The sequence below is a fragment of the Sphingomonas sp. S-NIH.Pt3_0716 genome (assembly GCF_003950715.1).
Taxonomy (GTDB): domain Bacteria; phylum Pseudomonadota; class Alphaproteobacteria; order Sphingomonadales; family Sphingomonadaceae; genus Sphingobium; species Sphingobium yanoikuyae_A.
The window spans coordinates 1-17366 of sequence record NZ_QLJK01000033.1; the positions used below are offsets into that span (position 1 = coordinate 1).

At 65.5% G+C, this 17366-nt stretch carries 15 protein-coding genes; 8 read left to right on the forward strand and 7 right to left on the reverse strand.

Annotation, left to right across the window (positions count from 1 at the left end; translation table 11 throughout):
• Nucleotides 1-93: 93 nt before the first annotated feature.
• The gene (locus BRX37_RS21445; protein WP_318276840.1) at nt 94-339 is read right to left on the reverse strand and encodes a carboxylesterase family protein; all 246 of its coding nucleotides are present in this window, start codon (nt 337-339) and stop codon (nt 94-96) included.
• Nucleotides 340-586: 247 nt separating this feature from the next.
• Here BRX37_RS21445 and BRX37_RS21450 point away from each other — a divergent pair, with 247 nt between their 5' ends.
• From BRX37_RS21450 to BRX37_RS21485, 8 genes are all read left to right on the forward strand, one after another.
• Nucleotides 587-2632, forward strand: a complete 2046-nt coding sequence (locus BRX37_RS21450) for a PQQ-dependent dehydrogenase, methanol/ethanol family (protein WP_206434205.1) — start codon at nt 587-589, stop codon at nt 2630-2632.
• 202 nt (nt 2633-2834) lie between these two features.
• Nucleotides 2835-3572 carry a TetR/AcrR family transcriptional regulator gene (locus BRX37_RS21455; RefSeq protein ID WP_125989335.1) on the forward strand — a complete coding sequence of 246 codons (738 nt, stop codon included), beginning with the start codon at nt 2835-2837 and terminating at the stop codon, nt 3570-3572.
• A gap of 94 nt (nt 3573-3666) precedes the next feature.
• Entirely contained in the window at nt 3667-4488 is an 822-nt protein-coding gene (locus BRX37_RS21460; protein WP_125989337.1) for an enoyl-CoA hydratase/isomerase family protein, read from the forward strand.
• A gap of 3 nt (nt 4489-4491) precedes the next feature.
• Nucleotides 4492-5133: a flavin reductase family protein gene (locus BRX37_RS21465; protein WP_125989339.1), complete on the forward strand. Its 642-nt coding sequence runs from the start codon at nt 4492-4494 to the stop codon at nt 5131-5133.
• Between the two features lie 141 nt (nt 5134-5274).
• Nucleotides 5275-7674, forward strand: a complete 2400-nt coding sequence (locus BRX37_RS21470; RefSeq protein WP_125989341.1) for a CaiB/BaiF CoA-transferase family protein — start codon at nt 5275-5277, stop codon at nt 7672-7674.
• A 36-nt stretch (nt 7675-7710) separates the two neighbouring features.
• A complete protein-coding gene (locus BRX37_RS21475) occupies nt 7711-8718 on the forward strand; it encodes an LLM class flavin-dependent oxidoreductase (RefSeq protein WP_125989343.1) in 1008 nt (335 codons plus the stop codon).
• A 2-nt stretch (nt 8719-8720) separates the two neighbouring features.
• Nucleotides 8721-9362, forward strand: coding sequence for a nuclear transport factor 2 family protein (locus tag BRX37_RS21480; protein WP_125989345.1), 642 nt, complete (start codon nt 8721-8723; stop codon nt 9360-9362).
• A 3-nt stretch (nt 9363-9365) separates the two neighbouring features.
• Complete coding sequence (locus tag BRX37_RS21485; protein ID WP_206434206.1) at nt 9366-10343, forward strand: NADPH:quinone oxidoreductase family protein; 978 nt, start codon at nt 9366-9368, stop codon at nt 10341-10343.
• 22 nt (nt 10344-10365) lie between these two features.
• Here the strand turns inward: BRX37_RS21485 and BRX37_RS26875 are convergent, their stop codons facing one another.
• Genes BRX37_RS26875 through BRX37_RS21510 form a run of 6 tightly spaced genes read right to left on the reverse strand, consistent with a single transcriptional unit; the run spans nt 10366 to nt 17362 of the window.
• On the reverse strand, nt 10366-10554 hold the full coding sequence (locus BRX37_RS26875) for a hypothetical protein (protein WP_164522504.1): 189 nt from the start codon (nt 10552-10554) through the stop codon (nt 10366-10368).
• A gap of 43 nt (nt 10555-10597) precedes the next feature.
• Nucleotides 10598-11644, reverse strand: a complete 1047-nt coding sequence (locus tag BRX37_RS21490; RefSeq protein WP_125989347.1) for an SMP-30/gluconolactonase/LRE family protein — start codon at nt 11642-11644, stop codon at nt 10598-10600.
• Between the two features lies 1 nt (nt 11645).
• Nucleotides 11646-12062, reverse strand: a complete 417-nt coding sequence (locus tag BRX37_RS21495; RefSeq protein WP_125989349.1) for a Zn-ribbon domain-containing OB-fold protein — start codon at nt 12060-12062, stop codon at nt 11646-11648.
• Nucleotides 12063-12064: 2 nt separating this feature from the next.
• Nucleotides 12065-13216 carry a thiolase family protein gene (locus tag BRX37_RS21500; protein WP_318276842.1) on the reverse strand — a complete coding sequence of 384 codons (1152 nt, stop codon included), beginning with the start codon at nt 13214-13216 and terminating at the stop codon, nt 12065-12067.
• Entirely contained in the window at nt 13213-15288 is a 2076-nt protein-coding gene (locus BRX37_RS21505) for a 3-hydroxyacyl-CoA dehydrogenase NAD-binding domain-containing protein (protein WP_125989351.1), read from the reverse strand. The genes BRX37_RS21500 and BRX37_RS21505 overlap by 4 nt, the downstream gene beginning before the upstream one ends.
• Nucleotides 15275-17362: a PQQ-dependent dehydrogenase, methanol/ethanol family gene (locus BRX37_RS21510; RefSeq protein ID WP_125989353.1), complete on the reverse strand. Its 2088-nt coding sequence runs from the start codon at nt 17360-17362 to the stop codon at nt 15275-15277. Before BRX37_RS21510 ends, BRX37_RS21505 begins: the two co-directional genes overlap by 14 nt.
• Between the last annotated feature and the right edge of the window lie 4 nt (nt 17363-17366).

The window sequence follows — 17366 nt, forward strand, 5'->3', positions numbered from 1 at the left end:
GGCCAAATCACTCGCCTCAAGCTGATAAAACGACAGATGTATGGTCGAGCGAAGCTGGACCTGCTGCGCGCTCGCGTGGTCGGCGTATGACCATCACCAGCAGCAAAAGTGATTCAGAGCCCAATTTTCATCCTGGGGGAAGGCGGCGTCATCTTTGCGCTGTGGCTGGGGGCAATCAGCCGCAAAGCCCGTGGCGTCACGCTCGGTCTTCCAGGCGCGGACCGGTTGCGGTGCGCGCCAGCGATTGGCGCCGACCGGGGGCGCGGCATAGGGGATGCCGCCAAAGAAGCGGACATCGTCGCGCACCACGCCGCGGATCGGACCGGGCGCGGTGGACAATCGGGGCGGTGCCGAAAAAGGGGCGGCATTTCCAAGGCTTGCCCATAAAGCGACGGCCGTAGCCGCGCAGGCGACAGGACGCTGCACCATCTCCATCATCCCCTCATCAATTTTGCTCTATGGTGCATAATAATGTTGGAGAGGATTATCGCTGTCAAGCGCGCAGGCGCGTTGACAGGGTCATGAATCTGCACCAAGGTGCAATATAAAGAGGCGCGAACAGGGGCGCACGGAGAAGGATGAGAACATGAAGGGAAGAGTGTCGACGGCCGTGGCGATCCTGGCCCTGGCAAGCGGGCTGGTCGCCTGCGGCGCGGACAGCGCAGCGCCGGGCGGTCCGACCGCCAACTGGTCCAGCTTTGGCGGCGACGACAAGGAGCAGCATTATAGCGCGCTAGACCAGATCAGCGCCGACAATGTCGGCAAGCTTGGCCTCGCCTGGTCCTATGATATCGACACCTATGACAGCTATACCCAGCCGCTGGCGATAGATGGCGTCCTCTATTTTGCGGTCGGCCTGTCGGTCGTCCATGCGCTCGACGCCAAGACCGGCAAGCTGTTGTGGCAATATGATCCCGACGTCGCGAGCCAGCCGGAGGCGAAATGGCGGATGCGCGCCGGCTGGGGCACGCGCGGCATCGCCTATAAGGACGGGCTGATCTATACCGCCACCCGCGAAGGCCGGCTGATCGCGGTCGATGCCAAGACCGGCAAGCCGCGCTGGTCGGTCCAGACGCTCGACGAGGCGGAAAACGGCTATATCACCGGGCCGCCATGGGTGGCCGGCGACAAGGTCGTGGTCGGCTTTGGCGGCGCGGATTACAGCCCGACCCGCGGCTATGTGACCGCCTATGATGCCAAGACCGGCAAGAAGGCGTGGCGCTGGTTCGTAGTGCCGGGCGATCCGGCCAAGGGCTTCGAGAACAAGGCGATGGAGGCGGCGGCCAAGACCTGGACCGGCGAATGGTGGAAGTTCGGCGGGGGCGGCACGGTGTGGCACGCCATGGCCTATGACGCCAAATATGACCGCATCTACCTCGGCACCGGCAACGGCTGGCCGTGGAATCAGAAGATCCGTTCGCCCGGTGGTGGCGACAATCTTTATCTCGCCTCGATCGTGGCGATCGACGTGAAAACCGGGGAATATGCCTGGCACTATCAGGTGAACCCGGAAAACAGCCACGATTTCAACGATGCGATGGATATCGAGCTGGCCGATATCGAGATTGGCGGCAAGATGCGGTCGGTGCTGATGCACGCGCCCAAGAATGGCTTCTTCTATGCGCTGGACCGCGAGACCGGGAAGTTCATCTCGGCCGGCGAGTTCGCAAAGCAGAATTGGGCCAAGCGGATCGACCCGGTCACCGGCCGGCCCGAGATCAATCCCGAGGCGCAATATCCGAACGGCAAGCCGTTCATGATGTATCCCTTCCCCAATGGCGCGCATGGCGTCCAGGCGATGGCGTTCAGTCCCAAGACGAACCTCAGCTATATTCCGGTGATGGAGGGCGGCCGCGTGTTCGTCGATCCGGCCAATGTGAAGGACTGGACCTACAAGCCGGGGATGATGGTCAATACCGGTCTGGGCGCGCCGCCGGCTAATCTGGTGCCGCCCGCCGCGGTGAGCAAGCTTGTCGCCTTCGACGTCGCCAACAACAAGGTCGCCTGGTCGGTGCCGCAACCCGGCGTGTTCAATGGCGGCATCATGGCCACGGGTGGCGGCCTGCTGTTCCAGGGCACCAATGACGGCAATTTCAACGCCTATTCCGCGACCGACGGGCGCAAGCTCTGGTCCTTCCCGGCGCAGAACGGCATATTGTCCGCGCCGATCAGCTATACGGTCGGCGGCAAGCAATATGTGTCGGTGATCACCGGTTTCCGCAGCAGCTTCCCCAACGTCCCCAACTGGGATTATCGCCAGCAGCAGCGCCGGGTTCTGACCTTTGCGATCGGCGGCACCAAGGCACTGCCCAAGTTCGAGCCGGTGGACGAGCCGATCCAGGATGATCCGGCCTTCACCGTCGACGCCGCCAAGGCCAAGGTCGGCGGCGGCATTTACAATAGCAGCTGCATCATCTGTCATGGTGCGGGCATGATGGCGGGCGGCGCGGCGCCCGACCTGCGCAAGTCGGCGGTGCCGCTGGACGCCGAGACATTCAAGTCGGTGGTGCATGACGGGGCGCTGATGGCGCGCGGCATGGGCGCCTTCGAGCAGTTGAGCGACGCCGATCTGGAAGGGCTGCGCCACTATATCCGCCAGCGCGCGCGGGAAACCGCGCCCAAGGCGAACTGACCTCCCATGGCATCCGTCCCCTTGTGGCGGATGCTGCTTCGCCCCGCTTCCTTTCATTGGGAGGCGGGGCTCCTTGTCTGCGCCGAGCGGGGGCTTGCACAAAGTACAGCCGTGCGGCATCAAATTTGCACGTTCATGCAATTGCGCTATGATCGTCGGTTACGTGCCCCCGCCGGGCGCGCCTCGGGGAGGATGAGCGAATTTGACGACGGACAAGGACATGGCTGACCTCAAGGAAAATGGCGATCGGCCGCAGACCTATTCCAGTCCGGCGATCATCGAACGCCGTCGCCGGATATTGGAGGAAACGCGCAAGGTGATCGCCGAGCAGGGGATCGCGGCGCTGAGCATGAACGAGATCGGCCAGCGCGCGGGCGTCGCCAAGCGGACGCTCTACAACGCCTTCCAGACCCGTGAGCGCATGATCGCCACAGCGATCCAGGAATATTTCGACGAATATGTCAGCCGCATCGTCTATTCGAGCCCGCCCGGCACGATGCAGCATAATCTGGAGCGGATGATCTCGGTCGTCCAGCGCAACCGGAAGATCCGTAATTATATCAAGGCGATCATGGCGCTCTATTTCAGTTCGGATGTCGACCGCGACATCTGGACCGCGATGCACTCGCCGGCCATCCATCATAACAAGCAGTGGATCGAGGCGCTCGACGCCACGAAGCAGTTGCAGCCCTGGGTGCAGGTCGACAAGCTGGTCGATGATCTGGTGCGCTTCGAATATGCGACCATCAACGATTGGGCGCAGGGCCGCATACCCGATGACGAGGTGATCGTCCGGCTGATCAGCAGCTATCTGTCCTGCCTGCTCGGTTCGCTGAAGGGCGCGGCGCGCAAGGAAGTCGAGGCGCTGATCAAGGATATTGCCGAGCGCGGGATGGACGCGCTGCCCATGTCGCCCAAGACCAAGACGAAAGTGGCTTGAATCTGCACCATGATGCAAATTTTCTTGCATCATGGTGCGCGCCTCGTCTAGGCATGCCCCAGGCCCGACATGGGCATCAGCATGGGAGAGTGAGATGAGCGCGCCGAGCGAAGACCCCGAACTGTTGTTCGAGCTGCGCGCGGATGGCGTGGCCGTCATCACCCTCAATCGGCCGCGCGCGAAGAACACCGTCTCCTTCACCATGTGGGAGCAGTTTTCTGCTGCGCTCGACCGGCTGGAAAATGCGACGCCGGCGCGGATGCTGCTGCTCTGCGGGGCCGAGGGCTATTTCAGCAATGGCGGCGACGTGAAGCTGCCGCCGGCGCGGGGCGAGGGGGCGTTGCGGCTCGCCGCTCGGCTGGAGATGGGGCAGCGGATCATTCGCCGGTTGCGCGCGCTGCCGATCCCGACCGTGGCGGCGGTGGAGGGCGGCGCCTATGGCGTGTCCTGGAGCCTGGCGATGGCCTGCGACATGATCTTCGCTGCCGACAATGCGCGGTTCGGTGCGCCGTTCCTGGATTTCGGGCTGGTGCCGGATGGCGGCGCGGCATGGTTCCTGACCCGGCAATTGGGGCGGGCGCGCGCGGCCGAGATCATCTTTTCGGGGCGGACATTGGAGGCGACCGAGGCATTTAGCCTGGGGCTGGTCAGCCGACTGGTGCCGCCGGGCGAGGCGGTCGCGCAGGCGCTGGCGCTGGGCGCGACGATCGGTGGTGGCAATGCCCATGCGGTCGAATTGACCAAGCGGTTGCTGGATCAGGCGGAAAGCGGCGACCTGTCGGCCAATCATGCGTTGGAACTGGTCTATTGCCATACCTGCCAGGCGGGGGAGGAAGTGCCCCGCGCCCGCGAGGCGTTCAAGGCACGCGCAGCGGCGAAGGCTGCCGCGAAGGCTGCAACTGGGGCGAAGGAATAAGTCATGCAGTTCGACATGCGCAGCCTACCGATGGCGACCCGCTACAAGATCGTCAATTCGACCATCACCCCGCGCCCGATCGCCTGGATCACCACCCGGTCCGAAGCGGGCGTGGTCAATGCCGCGCCCTACAGTTTCTTCAACTGCGTCGGCACGGAGCCGCCGCTGGTGGCGCTGGGTTTGCTCAAGGAGCCGGTATCGCGCGGCCTGAAGAACACGGCCGCCAACATCATCGCCACCGGCGAGTTCGTTGTGAACCTGGTGTGCGAGGATGATGCCGAGAGGATGAACCATTGCAGCGTCGATGCGCCGGCCGATGTCAGCGAGATCGACTATGCCGGGATCGAGACCGCGCCGTCGGTGCTGGTCGCGCCGCCGCTGATCGCCAGCAGCCCGGTCAGCTTCGAATGCCGCAAGGTCGCGGCGATGGACATCGGCACGATGCAGACGGTGATCATCGGCGAGATCGTCATGGCGCATATTCGCGACGAGTTCATCACCGATCGTGAGCGGGTCTATTTCGACACGCCGGCGATGAAATTGATCGGCCGCACCCATGGCAGCGGCTGGTATGTGCGCAACGGCGACAGTTTCCAGATGGACCGGCCACGCTATGATCCGGCACGGCTGACGAGCAAGGAATGAATTTGAACCTATAGTGCAATATTACTTGCACTGCCGGGAAAAAGCGTGTCTGTTTCAAGGGAAAGGTCGGAGGCGCGATTCCGCGCACTACCGGCCAGATCCGAACAAGAGGCGGCGCAGACCGCCAAACAGGAGTGCGTGATGCCCGGCCCTCTGGACCATCTTGTCGTTATCGAGTTGTCGACCGAAATGCCGGTCGCGATCGCAGGCATGCTGCTCGCCGACCATGGCGCGGACGTGCTGAAGGTCGAGCCGCGCGGCGGCGCCTATTTCGCCCATGAACTGACCCGCAAGAGCTGGGACCGGTCCAAGCGCAGCGTCGAGCTGGACGTGGCCGATGCGGATGATCGGGCGGCGCTGCGCGGGCTGCTGAGCGGTGCGGACATCTTCATTCATGCGCTGGAGGAAGGGGAGGCGAAGGCGCTTGGCCTGGACGGCGAGAGCCTGGCGCGCGACTATCCGGAGCTGATCGTGTCGGCGCTGACCGCCTATGGCGCGGACACGCCCTTTGCCGACCGGCCGCGCGGCGAGGGGCTGGCGGCCGCGCTGCTGGGCACGATGATCGACAAGTCCAGCCCGTTCCGCGAAGGGCCGGTCTATCTGGGGCATCCCGCGCTTCATTATGGTCAGGCGTTTCTGGGCGTGATCGGCGCGCTGACGGCGATCCGTGCGCGACGATCGAGCGGCAAGGGGCAGAAGGTCGAATCCTCGCTGCTCGACGCGATGCTGGCCCAGTCTCCGATGAACAACTGGTGGCAGGAAGAGGGTATTTCCTACATCAAGGCGGGGGATTCCGGCGCGGTCGACCGCTTTGGCCGGACCCGGCTGGTGACCGGCATGTTCGAATGCGGCGACGGCCTGTTCCTGCAGATCCATACCGGCGGCCAGGGCGGCTTCAAGGCGGCGATGGACCAACTGGGCTTTGGCGACCGGGTGTCGGTGGTCAAGGGCGCGGCGGAAATGTCGGTGCCATTGAGCGATGATGAATATCATATCGCCCGCGTCGAGATTTTCGATGCGTTCAAGGCGCGCCCGCGGGCCGAATGGATCGCGCTGTTCCAGGCGGCCGATGTGGCGGCGCTGCCGGTGCTGGAGCCGGCCGAAGTCTTGCTGGACGAGCAGGTGGAGTTTGTCGGGCAACGGATTGCGCTGCCGGACGCGGAATTCGGCACCATCTATCAGGCGGCACCGGCCGTGCGGTTCGATCGCACGCCCTGTGCCGCGCCGCGCCCGGCGCCGGCGATCGGCGCCGACAATGATGCGCTGGCCGACCTGATTGCGCGCAAGCGGGCCGAACTGGCGGCGGCGGGGAAACCGCTCGACCGGCCGCTCGAAGGTATCAAGGTGGTGGACTTCTCCTCCTTCTTCGCGGTGGGCTTTGGCGGGCGGCTGCTGTCGGACCTCGGGGCCGACGTCATCAAGGTGGAGACGCCCGACGGCGACCAGATGCGGCCGCTGCCCGATTGTTTCGACGCGGCGCAGCGCGGCAAGCGCGACATCGTGCTGAACCTGAAGCAGCCCGAGGCGCTGGAAGCAGCGCTGAAGCTGGTGGCGCAGGCCGATGTCGTCACCCATAATCTGCGCCCCGGCAAGGCCGACAAGCTGGGCATCGGCTATGAGGCGCTGTCGAAGATCAATCCGCGCCTGCTCTATGTCTATCTGCCCGGCTATGGCTCCAGGGGCCCCAAGTCGCTGCTGAAAAGCTTTGCGCCTTTGGTGTCGGGCTGGACCGGCCTGCTCTACGAAGGCGGCGGCGCGGGCAATCCGCCGACGCGGTCGGTGTTCGGCAATGAGGATTATAATAACGGCTTCCTGGGCGCGGCGGGCATATTGATGGGGCTGGAGCGGCGCGCGATCAGCGGCGTTGGCGACTATATGGAGATACCCCAGCTTCATTCGAGCCTGTGGACTACGTCCGAGCATTTCCTGGATGCCGACAAGCAGGTCGTCTACGGCTTCCGCCTCGACAAGGATCAGGCGGGCTATAATGCGCTCGACCGGCTCTATCGCACCAGCGACGGCTGGATCTGCATCGCCTGCCGGCAGGACGGGCGCTTCGCGGCGCTGGCGCGGGCGGTCGGTCAGGCCGGGCTGGTCGACGATCCGCGCTTTGCTTCGCCGAAGGAACGGTCGCTGCATGACGCGGCGCTGCTCGCGGCGCTGGAGCCCTGGTTTGCCGACAAGACGAGCGCGGAGGCCTTCGCCCTGCTCGATGCGGCGGGTGTACCGTGCGAGATACCGGCGGCGAAAAGCTGGGTGCGCGAGGCGCTGTGGCAGGACTGGGCGGTGACCAGCAACCGGGTGATCGAGAATTTCGATTCCATGTATGGCCATGTGCGCCAGTTCGGCAGCTTCATCCATCTGAGCGACACGCCGGGCCATGCACGCAAGTCCGCGCCGCGACTGGGCGAGCATACGCGGCAGATATTGGCCGAGATCGGCTATGCGCCGGACGCGATCGACGCGCTGATCGACAGCGGCAAGGCGATGCAGGCGGCGGACGTGACCGGCCGCATCCAGTCGCGGGTATCGGCCGCCTGAACCAACAGCAGATAATCGGGAAGAGGAACCCAAAGGGTGCAGTTGAACCTTCGTTACGACATGAACCGGCCGGATTTCGGCGCGCCGCATCCCGTGCTTTACCGCACCGCGATCGAGCAGGCGCAATGGGCCGACAAGCTGGGCTTTACCCAGGTGTTCCTGGCCGAGCATCATGGTGCGGAGGGCGGCTATTGCCCGTCCTCCATGGTGCAGGCGGCGTCGATCCTGGGGGCGACGGAGAATATCGTCGCGCATCTGTCGGCGCTGGTCGTCACCATGCACGATCCGCTGCGGCTGGCCGAGGATCTGGCGGTGCTGGACAATATCGCGCCCGGCCGGGTGTGGCTGACCGCGGGCATGGGCTATCGCCCGCATGAGTTCGAGATGTTCGGCAAGGACATCACCAAGCGGCTGGCGATCATGAACGAGGCGATGGCCACGCTGAAGCAGGCCTGGACCGGCGAGCCGTTCGAGTTTCGCGAGCGCACCGTGCGGGTGACGCCGGCCCCGGCGACGCCGGGTGGTCCCAAAATCTACATGGGCGGGTCGACCGACAAGTCGGCGATCCGCGCGGCCAAGGGCGGCTATCAATATTTCCCCGGCCATCCCGACCTGTTCACCCTCTACAAGGAAGAGCGGGAAAAGGCCGGCTTCCCGCCGCCTGAGGAACTGCGCACGCCGGCGGCGAGCTTCCTCTATGTCTCCGACGATCCCGACCGCGACTGGCCGCTGGTGGCGCCGCATGTCGCCTATGCTACCAACGCCTATGCCGAATGGGCCAAGGAGCGCGGTACCGGCCAGACACGTTACCAGCCCGCCGAGACGATCGAGGGGCTGAAGGCGATGCCGAACATCAAGGTGCTGACGCCTGACGAATGTTTCGAATATCTCAAGGGGCTGGGCCGGGGCACGGCCGTCACCTTCCACGCGCTGCTGGGCGGGCTGGACCCCGAAGTGTCGTGGCGCAGCCTGCGCCTGTTCGAGAAGGAAGTGCTGCCGCGCCTGCGCGCCGAGCCGGGCCTGCTGGAAAATCCGGGAGAATGAGCATGGAAGAACGCAATCGTCGCGGCACGCTGGCCGCCATGCTGGCGCTGCCGATTGGCATGGCCGCCGCCGCCGAAGCATCGGCCGCCGCGCCCAAGGGAAGGGGGAGCGGCATGGACATGGCCCAGCGGCTGGAAATCATCGAGTCCAAGCAGGCGATCACCGAACTCCTCTATGCCTATGCGCGGGCCAATGACCGGGCGGATGAGGCGCTGCTGCGATCGCTGTTCTGGCCGGAATCGACGCACAAACATGGCAAGTTCGAAGGCAAGTCGTCCGATTTCGTCGGCTTCGCCTTCAAGATCGTGTCGACGCTGAAATATGCCTGCCACCATATCACCAATGTCTCGGTGGATGTGAAGGGGGACAAGGCTTTTTCCGAATGCTATTATTTTGCGCAGCATCGGCGCGACCGCAAGGAAGGCGGGGGCGAGGAGGATGTGTTCTTCCAGGGCCGCTATCTCGACGATCTGGAGCGGCGGAACGGGGTGTGGAAGATCATCCGTCGCCGGGGCCTGTCCGACTATACTTCGCCGCCCGAACCGGCGCTGACGCCCTATGCCGACTGGCCGGCCGGGCAGCATAGCGAGAAATATCCGAGCGACGATTATTACAAGATGCGCCAGCAGTTTCTGGGCAGCTGATCCGTGCGGGCGCTGATGTGCGAGGCGCATGGCGCGCCCGAGCAACTGGCGTTTCGTGATGTGCCCGTGCCCCAACCGGGGCCGGGCGAGATCAGGCTGGCGGTGCGGGCGGCGAGCGTCAATTTCCCCGACGCGCTGATGATCCAGAATCTCTACCAGACCAAGCCGCCCTTACCCTTCATCCCCGGCGGCGAGGCGGCCGGGGTGGTCGATGCGATCGGCGAGGGTGTCAGCGGCTTTCGCATCGGCGACCGGGTGGCGGCGATCCCGTTCCAGGGCGCCTTTGCCGAGCAGGCGGTGGCGCCGGCCTTCCGCACCAGCATCATTCCCGATGCGATGGGCTTCGACGTCGCGGCCGGTTTCACCATGGTCTATGCGACGGCGCTGCACGGGCTGCGCCAGCGCGGGCGGTTGCAGGCCGGCGAGACGCTGCTGGTGCTGGGCGCAGCGGGCGGCGTGGGACTGGCGGCGGTGGAGATCGGCAAGCGGATGGGCGCGCGGGTGATCGCGGCGGCGTCCAGCGCGGAAAAGCTGGAACTGGCGCGGGCGCATGGCGCGGACGAGACGGTCAATTATGCGCAGGTCGACATCAAGCAGGCGGTGAAGGCGCTGGCCGGGGAGCGCGGTGTGGATGTGATCTTCGATCCGGTCGGTGGCGATCTGGCCGAGCCGGCCTTCCGCACCATGGGCTGGGACGGGCGCTATCTGGTGGTCGGCTTTGCCGCCGGAACCATACCGGCGATCCCGTTGAACCTGCCGCTGGTGAAGACGGCGTCGATCGTCGGCGTGACATGGGGGATGCACAGCCGGCGCGAGCCGGACATCCATGCGGCCAATATGGCGCAGCTTTATGACTGGTATGAGCAGGGCGGATTGCGGCCGGCGATTGGCGCGCGCTTCGGCTTTGACGAGAGCCGGGAAGCGATCCGCTGGATCATGGATCGCAAGGCGCAGGGCAAGGTGGTGATCGAGATGGCCTGATCGGGTCATTACAGGGTCATGCTCAGGTCATCGTCGCGAAGTTCACACCGTTGATCATCGAAAATCTGGGCGGTTTGACGCGCAAACGCGCCGCCAAAGTCACGCCGACGCGACAGCCACGCGACATTGGGGTCACGCCCGCGCGTCTGTGACGCGACACGAACGCGCCCCTTGGGTCACGCCTGGCATTGAAGCCGATCGGCTGGTCCATGGCGGAGTATGGAGCAGAAAAGCGCGCAGTAGGAAAGCGGCGATCAGGCCGGGGCGGCCGGCCAGTTGACGAGCGGGGCGCCGGCGATGGCGGTGCGGGCCTGGACGATCATGCCCTTGCCGCGCGAGACCACATAGAGCGTGCGGCGATCCGGCCCGCCCCAGCAGAGATTGGTCGGCATGGCGATCTTTTCGCCGGCGGGATCATGGAGGATGTCGACCTTGCGACCCTGTGGCGTCAGCGCGACCAGCCGGTTGGAAAAGGGCAGGGTGATCCAGAGATTGTCGGCCATGTCGAAGGCGATGCCGTCGCAATAGCCCAGCGCCGCTTTTTCCTGCGGCGGCAGTGCCAGGATCGCCTTGACCGTCTGGTCGGGGACGACGGTGCCCAGTTGCGGGCCGAAATCCTGCGGGTCGGCAAGGGTGCCGTCGGCGTTGCGGCGCCAGCGGCGGATGCGTCCTTCGGCGGTCAGCGAGGCATAGAGATGGCGTTCGTCCCGGTCGAGGCAGACGCCGTTCACCCCGCGCAGGTCGCGCGCGACGATCGCGGCGCTGCCGTCGGGCCGGACCATGTAGATGAAACCGGCCGGCGTGGTGGTGCCGATATTGGCGACCGGCCCCCAACTGCTGTGGGTGCAATAGATGCAGCCATCGCGCGCGGTGGTGGGGCCGTTGGAGGCGACAAGTTGGCGTCCCTCCAGTTCCGAGACGAGCGTTTCGACCGCGCCGGTTTCGAGGCTGATGCGCTGGAGCGGGCCGGGCTGCTGCTTGAGCAAGCCCATATTGGCAACGATCACGCGGCCCTGCGCATCGACGGCGACGCCATTGGCAGCGAGCGGGGCGCCGACCTGCCGCAGCGGCTGGCCGGGCATCAGGACACCGATCGCGCCGCCGCTGTTGGACAGGAACAGGCGGCCGTCGGGGGCGCTGGCGACACCCTCGGCATGGTCGAGGCCGTCGATGACCAGGCTGAAATTCGCCGGGGTCAGGGGCGCCGGGACCGTGGAGGCACGCGGCGTGCCGGCGCGGGTGCAGCCGGCGAGCGCGAGCGCCGCGCCGCCGAGCAGGGCCGTGCGCCGGTCCAACTGCATGTCAGCGAACCGGCGCGAAGCCGGCGATGCGGTGATCGCCCGCCTCGACCGGGCGGAAGCGCAGGCGCATGTCGCAGGCCGGTTCCACGCCGTCGTCATCGACCAATATGCCCGCGATCCGCACGCCTGGCGCATCGTCGGGCTCGAACAGGATGACGGTGTAGGGGACTTCTGCCTTATGGTCGCCGGGCAGCAGGCTGCGGATCACGGTGGTGAAGCTATAGGCCTTGCCCTCGGCCGAAACCGGACGCCATTCCAGCTCGGCATCGGGCTTTCCGGGGACGACCTCTGGCGGATACCAGACCCATTCGCCAGTTTCGGCGTCGGCGGTGATGCGCAGTTCGCCGGCATCGAGGCCGTCGTAGAAACCCTGGAACAGCGGGTCTTCCAGATGGACGGGATAGATGGGAATGCCCATGGTCAGTCCCTCGCAAGGATGGTGGTGGAATGATTATTGCCGCCCAGGCCAGCAACCGCGCAGAGGCGGGCGTCGGGCACCTGGCGATCGCCTTCCTGCCCGCGGAGCTGTCGCACGGCCTCGATCAGCAGGTTGATGCCGGGGACATAGCCGCCCGACATATGACCGCCGCTGGTGTTGACCGGCATCCGGCCGCCCGGTTTTGCATGGCCGGCGGCGTAGAAGCGCGCGCCTTCGCCACGATCGCACAGGCCCAGCATCTCGGTCTGGACGATGGCCGAGATGGAGAAGCCGTCATAGACCTGGGCGAGGTCCAGATCCTTGGGATCGACCCCGGCCATGGCATAGGCCTGCGCCGCCGAATCCCAGCCGGGATAGTCGAAGGTGCAGGGCTTCTGCGTGAACAGCACGCCATGGGGATAGTTGTTGTAGCCGATGCCGACGCCCTGCACCGAGATCACTGGATGGGGCAGATCGCGGGCAGCCTCCACCGCGCTCACCACATAGGCGCCGCCGCCATCGGTGGTGAGGCAGCAGTCGGCGACCCGCAGCGGGGTCGAGATCATCGGCGTCTGGCGATAGGCGTCGAGGTCCATCGGATCGCGCTTCTGCGCGCTCGGCGTCAGCGCCGCCCAGGCACGGTAGGTCATCGAGACGGAGGCCAGTTCCGCCTCGCTCATGCCGAATTCATGGGCGTAGCGATTGGCCATGGTGGCGAAATAGGTGGGCTGGCCGAAGAAGCCGGCGGGCATTTCCAGCCCGGCCTTCTGCGGCTCGCGCGCGTGGAAGCCGTAGACGCCGCCCGGCTTGGTCGAGCGGATTGCATAGGGGACGAGGACATGGCGGGCGAGCCCGGCCTCGATCGCCAGTTGCGCCAGCCGCAGCGCGTCACCGGTGGTGGCGGTGCCGCCCGCCGTGTCGGCAACGGCAGTGAAGCGCCGGGTGGCGGCGCCGATCGCATGGGCGACCTCCTCCGAGGGGTGGCCGACATATTTGTTGCTGACATGGCCGTCGATATCGGCGGGGGTAAGGCCCGCATCGGCGATCGCGGCCAGGCTGGCGCGGGTCATCATCTGCATCACCGTTTCCTCGCCCTTGCGCAGGAACGCGGTTTCGCCAATGCCGGTGATGGCGATTTTATTGCCCTTCATCATGCGTCCTTGAACCCCTTGCCCTGTGCCACAAGTCGCTCGATCAGCGGCGACGGGGTGAAGGCGGCGCCATGCGCGGCCTCCAGCGCCTTCAATCGGTCGAGGACGGTGGGAAGCCCCTGGAGATCGGCCCAGAACATCGGGCCGCCGCGATATTTGGGCCAGCCATAGCCGGTGATCCAGACGATATCGACGTCGGACGCGCGCGAGGCGATGCCTTCGTCGAGGATGCGGGCGCCTTCATTCACCATGGCGAAGAGGATGCGGTCCTGGATTTCCGCGTCGCTGACATCGCGGCGGACGATGCCCTGCTTCGCGGCGAAATCCTCGATCACCTGCATCGCGACCGGCGAGGGGGTCTGTTTGCGGTTCTCGTCATAATCGTAGAAGCCGCCCTTCGTCTTTTGCCCATGGCGGCCCATTTCGTTGAGGATTTCGCGGACATTGGCGGAGCTGGTCGTCTTGGGATTCCAGCCGACATCGAGCCCGACCAGGTCGCGCATCTGGAAATGGCCCATGGCAAAGCCGAAGTCATAGAGCACCTTGTCGACCGCCCAGGGCGTGGCCCCTTCAAGGATAAGCTGGTCCGCTTGCGTATTGCGGGCGGCGAGGATGCGGTTGCCGACGAAACCATAGCCATTGCCGACCAGCACGCCGATCTTGCCGATCGTCTTGGCGAGCTTCATGGCGGTGGCGATGATTTCCGGCTTCGTGTCTTTGGTGCGGACCACCTCCAGCAGCTTCATGACATTGGCGGGCGAGAAGAAATGGAGGCCGACGACGCTGTCGGGCCGGCTGGTGGCGGCGGCGATGTCGTCAATGTCGAGATAGGAGGTGTTGGTGGCGAGGATGGCGCCCGGCTTGGCGATCTTGTCCAGTTTGCCGAAGACTTCGCGCTTCACGTCGATCTGCTCGAACACCGCTTCGATGATGAGGTCGCAATCGGCCAGATCCTCCATCGCGATCGACCCGGTGAGCAGGCCCATGCGGGTGTCGACATCCTCGGGCTTCATCTTGCCCTTCTTGGCGGTCGTATCATAATTGCCGCGGATGATGCGCAGGCCGCGGAACAGCGCCTCCTCGTTGGTTTCGACCAGGGTGACGGGGATGCCGGCATTGGCGAAGTTCATCGCGATGCCGCCGCCCATGGTGCCGGCGCCGATGACGCCGACCTTGGCGATCGGCAGGACGGCGGTGTCGGCGGGCAGGCTGTCGACCTTGGCGGCCTGACGCTCGGCGAAGAAGACATGGCGCTGGGCGGCGGACTGGCTGTCGGCCTGAAGCTCGTTGAACAATTGGCGCTCGAAGGTCATGCCTTCGTCAAAGGGCAGTTCGAGGGACGCCTCGACGCAGCGGATGATCGCTTCGGGGGCGTTGAAACCACGGAATTTGCGGGCATTGGCCTTGCGGAAATCGGCGAAGATTTCGGGCTTGCCGCGTGCCTCGTCCAGCTTCTCGGTGCGGTCGCGGACCTTGAGCAGCGGGCGGCCTTCGTCGAGCACGCGCTGGGCAAGGGCGATGGCGTCGGCGCGCAACTGGCCTTCGGCGGCGAGTTCGTCGATCAGGCCCATTTCCTTCGCGGCTTTTGCCGAGACCGGGCTGCCGGCGGTCATGAGGTCCAGCGCCTTTTCGACGCCGACGATGCGGGGCAGGCGCTGGGTGCCGCCAGCGCCGGGCAGCAGGCCCAGATTGACTTCGGGCAGGCCGCATTTGGCCGAGGGAACGGCGATGCGATAATGGGCGACGAGCGCGAGTTCGAGGCCCCCGCCCAGCGCCGTGCCATGGATGGCGGCTATCACCGGCTTTGTGGCATTCTCCACCACCAGCTGCAGGTTGCGCAGCGTGGGTTCGACCGGCGGCTTGCCAAATTCGGTGATGTCCGCGCCGGCAAAGAAGGTGCGGCCTTCGCAGATCAGCACCATGGCGCCGACCGCCGGATCGCCGATGGCGGTCTCGACCGCGCTGGCGACGCCCTGGCGCACGGCGTTGGAGAGGGCGTTCACCGGCGGCGAATTGACCGTGATGACCGCGATGGAGCCTTCCACCGCATAGGTGACGACGTCATTGACCTTCATTCAAGCCTCTGTGCGTTTGGGCGCCCGGCTGGCCGGCAGACTGCGCGGCCAGCACCTGACGGGCGCGTTGGCGGAAATAATGCTGGAGCCCGGCGATCTCGTCGTCGGTCAGTTCCTGGAAGCGCGGCATGCCCCGTTCGCGCAGGATGCCGTTGTGCAGCACATCCTTCATGCTGGCGGTGTCGAGCGGGACGCCCGACTGGAGCAGGTCCGGCGCGGCCCCGCCCGACACGGCGTTGGCGCCATGACAGATGGAGCAGCGCTGGCCAAAGACGGTGGCGCCGATGGCGGCCTTTGCCGGATCGACCGTGAAGGCAGGATCGTCGATCACCGGCATGTCGACGGGATCTGCCTTCGGCAGCGCGGCCTTGCCATCGAGGGCGAAGGTCAGGACGCGCCATTGCTGGGTGCGGTAATTCCATTCGCGCGGCAGGCCGATGGCGGTTGGGAAGCGGGAGCCGGCAATGACCGTCACATATTGCCGGCCGCGGGCGCGATAGCTGATCGGCTGGGCCATCACGGCGGTCTGGGCGTCGAACGACCAGAGCGGCTTGCCGCTGGTGGCGGCATAGGCGACGAACTTGCCGCCGGCATTGCCCTGGAACAGCAGGTTGCCGGCCGTGGTCGCGGTGCCGCCGCCGCCGCGCAGGCCGGGCATGGGAATGCGCCAGGCTTCGCTCTGCGTCACCGGGTTCCAGGCGAGCAGGAAGCTGGTGGCGGGGCGATCGGGGGTGACGCCGGGCGGCGGCGCGCCGGTGCCGACGCTGAGGCGCTGGCCATCGAGATGCTTCCAGCCCGCGAGCGGTTCGGCCGGGTCGATATAGGCGCGGCCCTGGTCCATCGTCGGGATATAGACGAGGCCGCTGCCCGGATTGAAGGACATCGCCTCGATATTATGGGCGCCAAAGGGCGAGGGATAGACGATCGCAGCCTTGCCGCCGGGATAGCGGGCGGCGGGGTTCTCGATCGGCCGGCCGCTCTTCACGTCGATGCCGCTGGCCCAGTTGACCGGCACGATGTTGCGGGCGGAGATCAGCTTTCCGGTGGCGCGGTCGATGACGTAGAAGAAGCCGTTCTTGGGCGCGTGCATCAGCACGTCGCGCTCGCGCCCGTCGATCTTCAGCCGGGCGAGTTCCATGTCCATCGCCGAGTTGAAGTCCCAGGTCTCGCCCGGATTGGTCTGATAATGCCAGACATATTCGCCGGTGTCGGCGTCGAGCGCGACGATCGAGCAGAGGAAGAGATTGTCGCCGCCGCCCGGACTGCGGATCTTCTGGTTCCAGGGCGAACCATTGCCGACGCCGATATAGATGCGGTTATATTTGGGGTCATAGGCCATGGCGTTCCAGGCGGTGCCGCCGCCACCATATTTCCACCACTCGCCGGTCCAGGTCTTGGCGGCCATCGCCATCGCCTTGTTCTCGAAGCCGAGTTTCGGGTCGCCGGGCACGGTGTAGAAGCGCCAGAGCTGCTTGCCGGTCTTCTGGTCATAGGCGGTGACATAGCCGCGGATCGGGGCGAAATCGGCGCCGCCATGGCCGATCAGCACCTTGCCGTTGAACACCCAGGGCGCGCCGCTGATATAGCGTTCGTCATCCTTGCCGATGGTCTGGGTCGACCAGAGCCTGTGCCCAGTGCGGGCATTGATGGCGATCAGCCGGCCGTCGATCGTGCCGACATAGACGGCGCCATTATCATAGGCGATGCCGCGACTGCCCCAGGCGCCGCGCATCTTCTTGTCGGCGACCTTCCAGCTTTGCGGATCATAGGTCCATAGCTCATGGCCGGTGACGGCGTCGACCGCGTGGACGACGCTGTAGCCCGAGGCATAGTATAGGATGCCGTCGACCGCGATCGGTGCGGTCAGGCTGGAGCCGCCGCCTTCGATATCCTGATACCAGGCGAGGCCGAGCCGGCCGACATTATGGTCGTTGATGTCCTTCAACGGACTGTAATGATTTTCATCGATGCCGCCATAGCCGGGCCAGTCGGTGCCGTCGCGCCGGGCCTGGCCGGAGGGCACGCAGGCGGCGAGCAGGGCCAGAAGCGGCAGAGTGAGGGACGCAAGCCGCATGAAG

Coding starts and splice junctions, on each gene's coding strand:
- BRX37_RS21460 (WP_125989337.1), top strand. CDS start 3,667: ATGAGCGCGCCGAGCGAAGACCCCGAACTGTTGTTCGAGCTGCGCGCG.
- BRX37_RS21465 (WP_125989339.1), top strand. CDS start 4,492: ATGCAGTTCGACATGCGCAGCCTACCGATGGCGACCCGCTACAAGATC.
- BRX37_RS21450 (WP_206434205.1), top strand. CDS start 587: ATGAAGGGAAGAGTGTCGACGGCCGTGGCGATCCTGGCCCTGGCAAGC.
- BRX37_RS26875 (WP_164522504.1), bottom strand. CDS start 10,554: ATGGACCAGCCGATCGGCTTCAATGCCAGGCGTGACCCAAGGGGCGCG.
- BRX37_RS21470 (WP_125989341.1), top strand. CDS start 5,275: ATGCCCGGCCCTCTGGACCATCTTGTCGTTATCGAGTTGTCGACCGAA.
- BRX37_RS21490 (WP_125989347.1), bottom strand. CDS start 11,644: ATGCAGTTGGACCGGCGCACGGCCCTGCTCGGCGGCGCGGCGCTCGCG.
- BRX37_RS21510 (WP_125989353.1), bottom strand. CDS start 17,362: ATGCGGCTTGCGTCCCTCACTCTGCCGCTTCTGGCCCTGCTCGCCGCC.
- BRX37_RS21500 (WP_318276842.1), bottom strand. CDS start 13,216: ATGATGAAGGGCAATAAAATCGCCATCACCGGCATTGGCGAAACCGCG.
- BRX37_RS21480 (WP_125989345.1), top strand. CDS start 8,721: ATGGAAGAACGCAATCGTCGCGGCACGCTGGCCGCCATGCTGGCGCTG.
- BRX37_RS21505 (WP_125989351.1), bottom strand. CDS start 15,288: ATGAAGGTCAATGACGTCGTCACCTATGCGGTGGAAGGCTCCATCGCG.
- BRX37_RS21495 (WP_125989349.1), bottom strand. CDS start 12,062: ATGGGCATTCCCATCTATCCCGTCCATCTGGAAGACCCGCTGTTCCAG.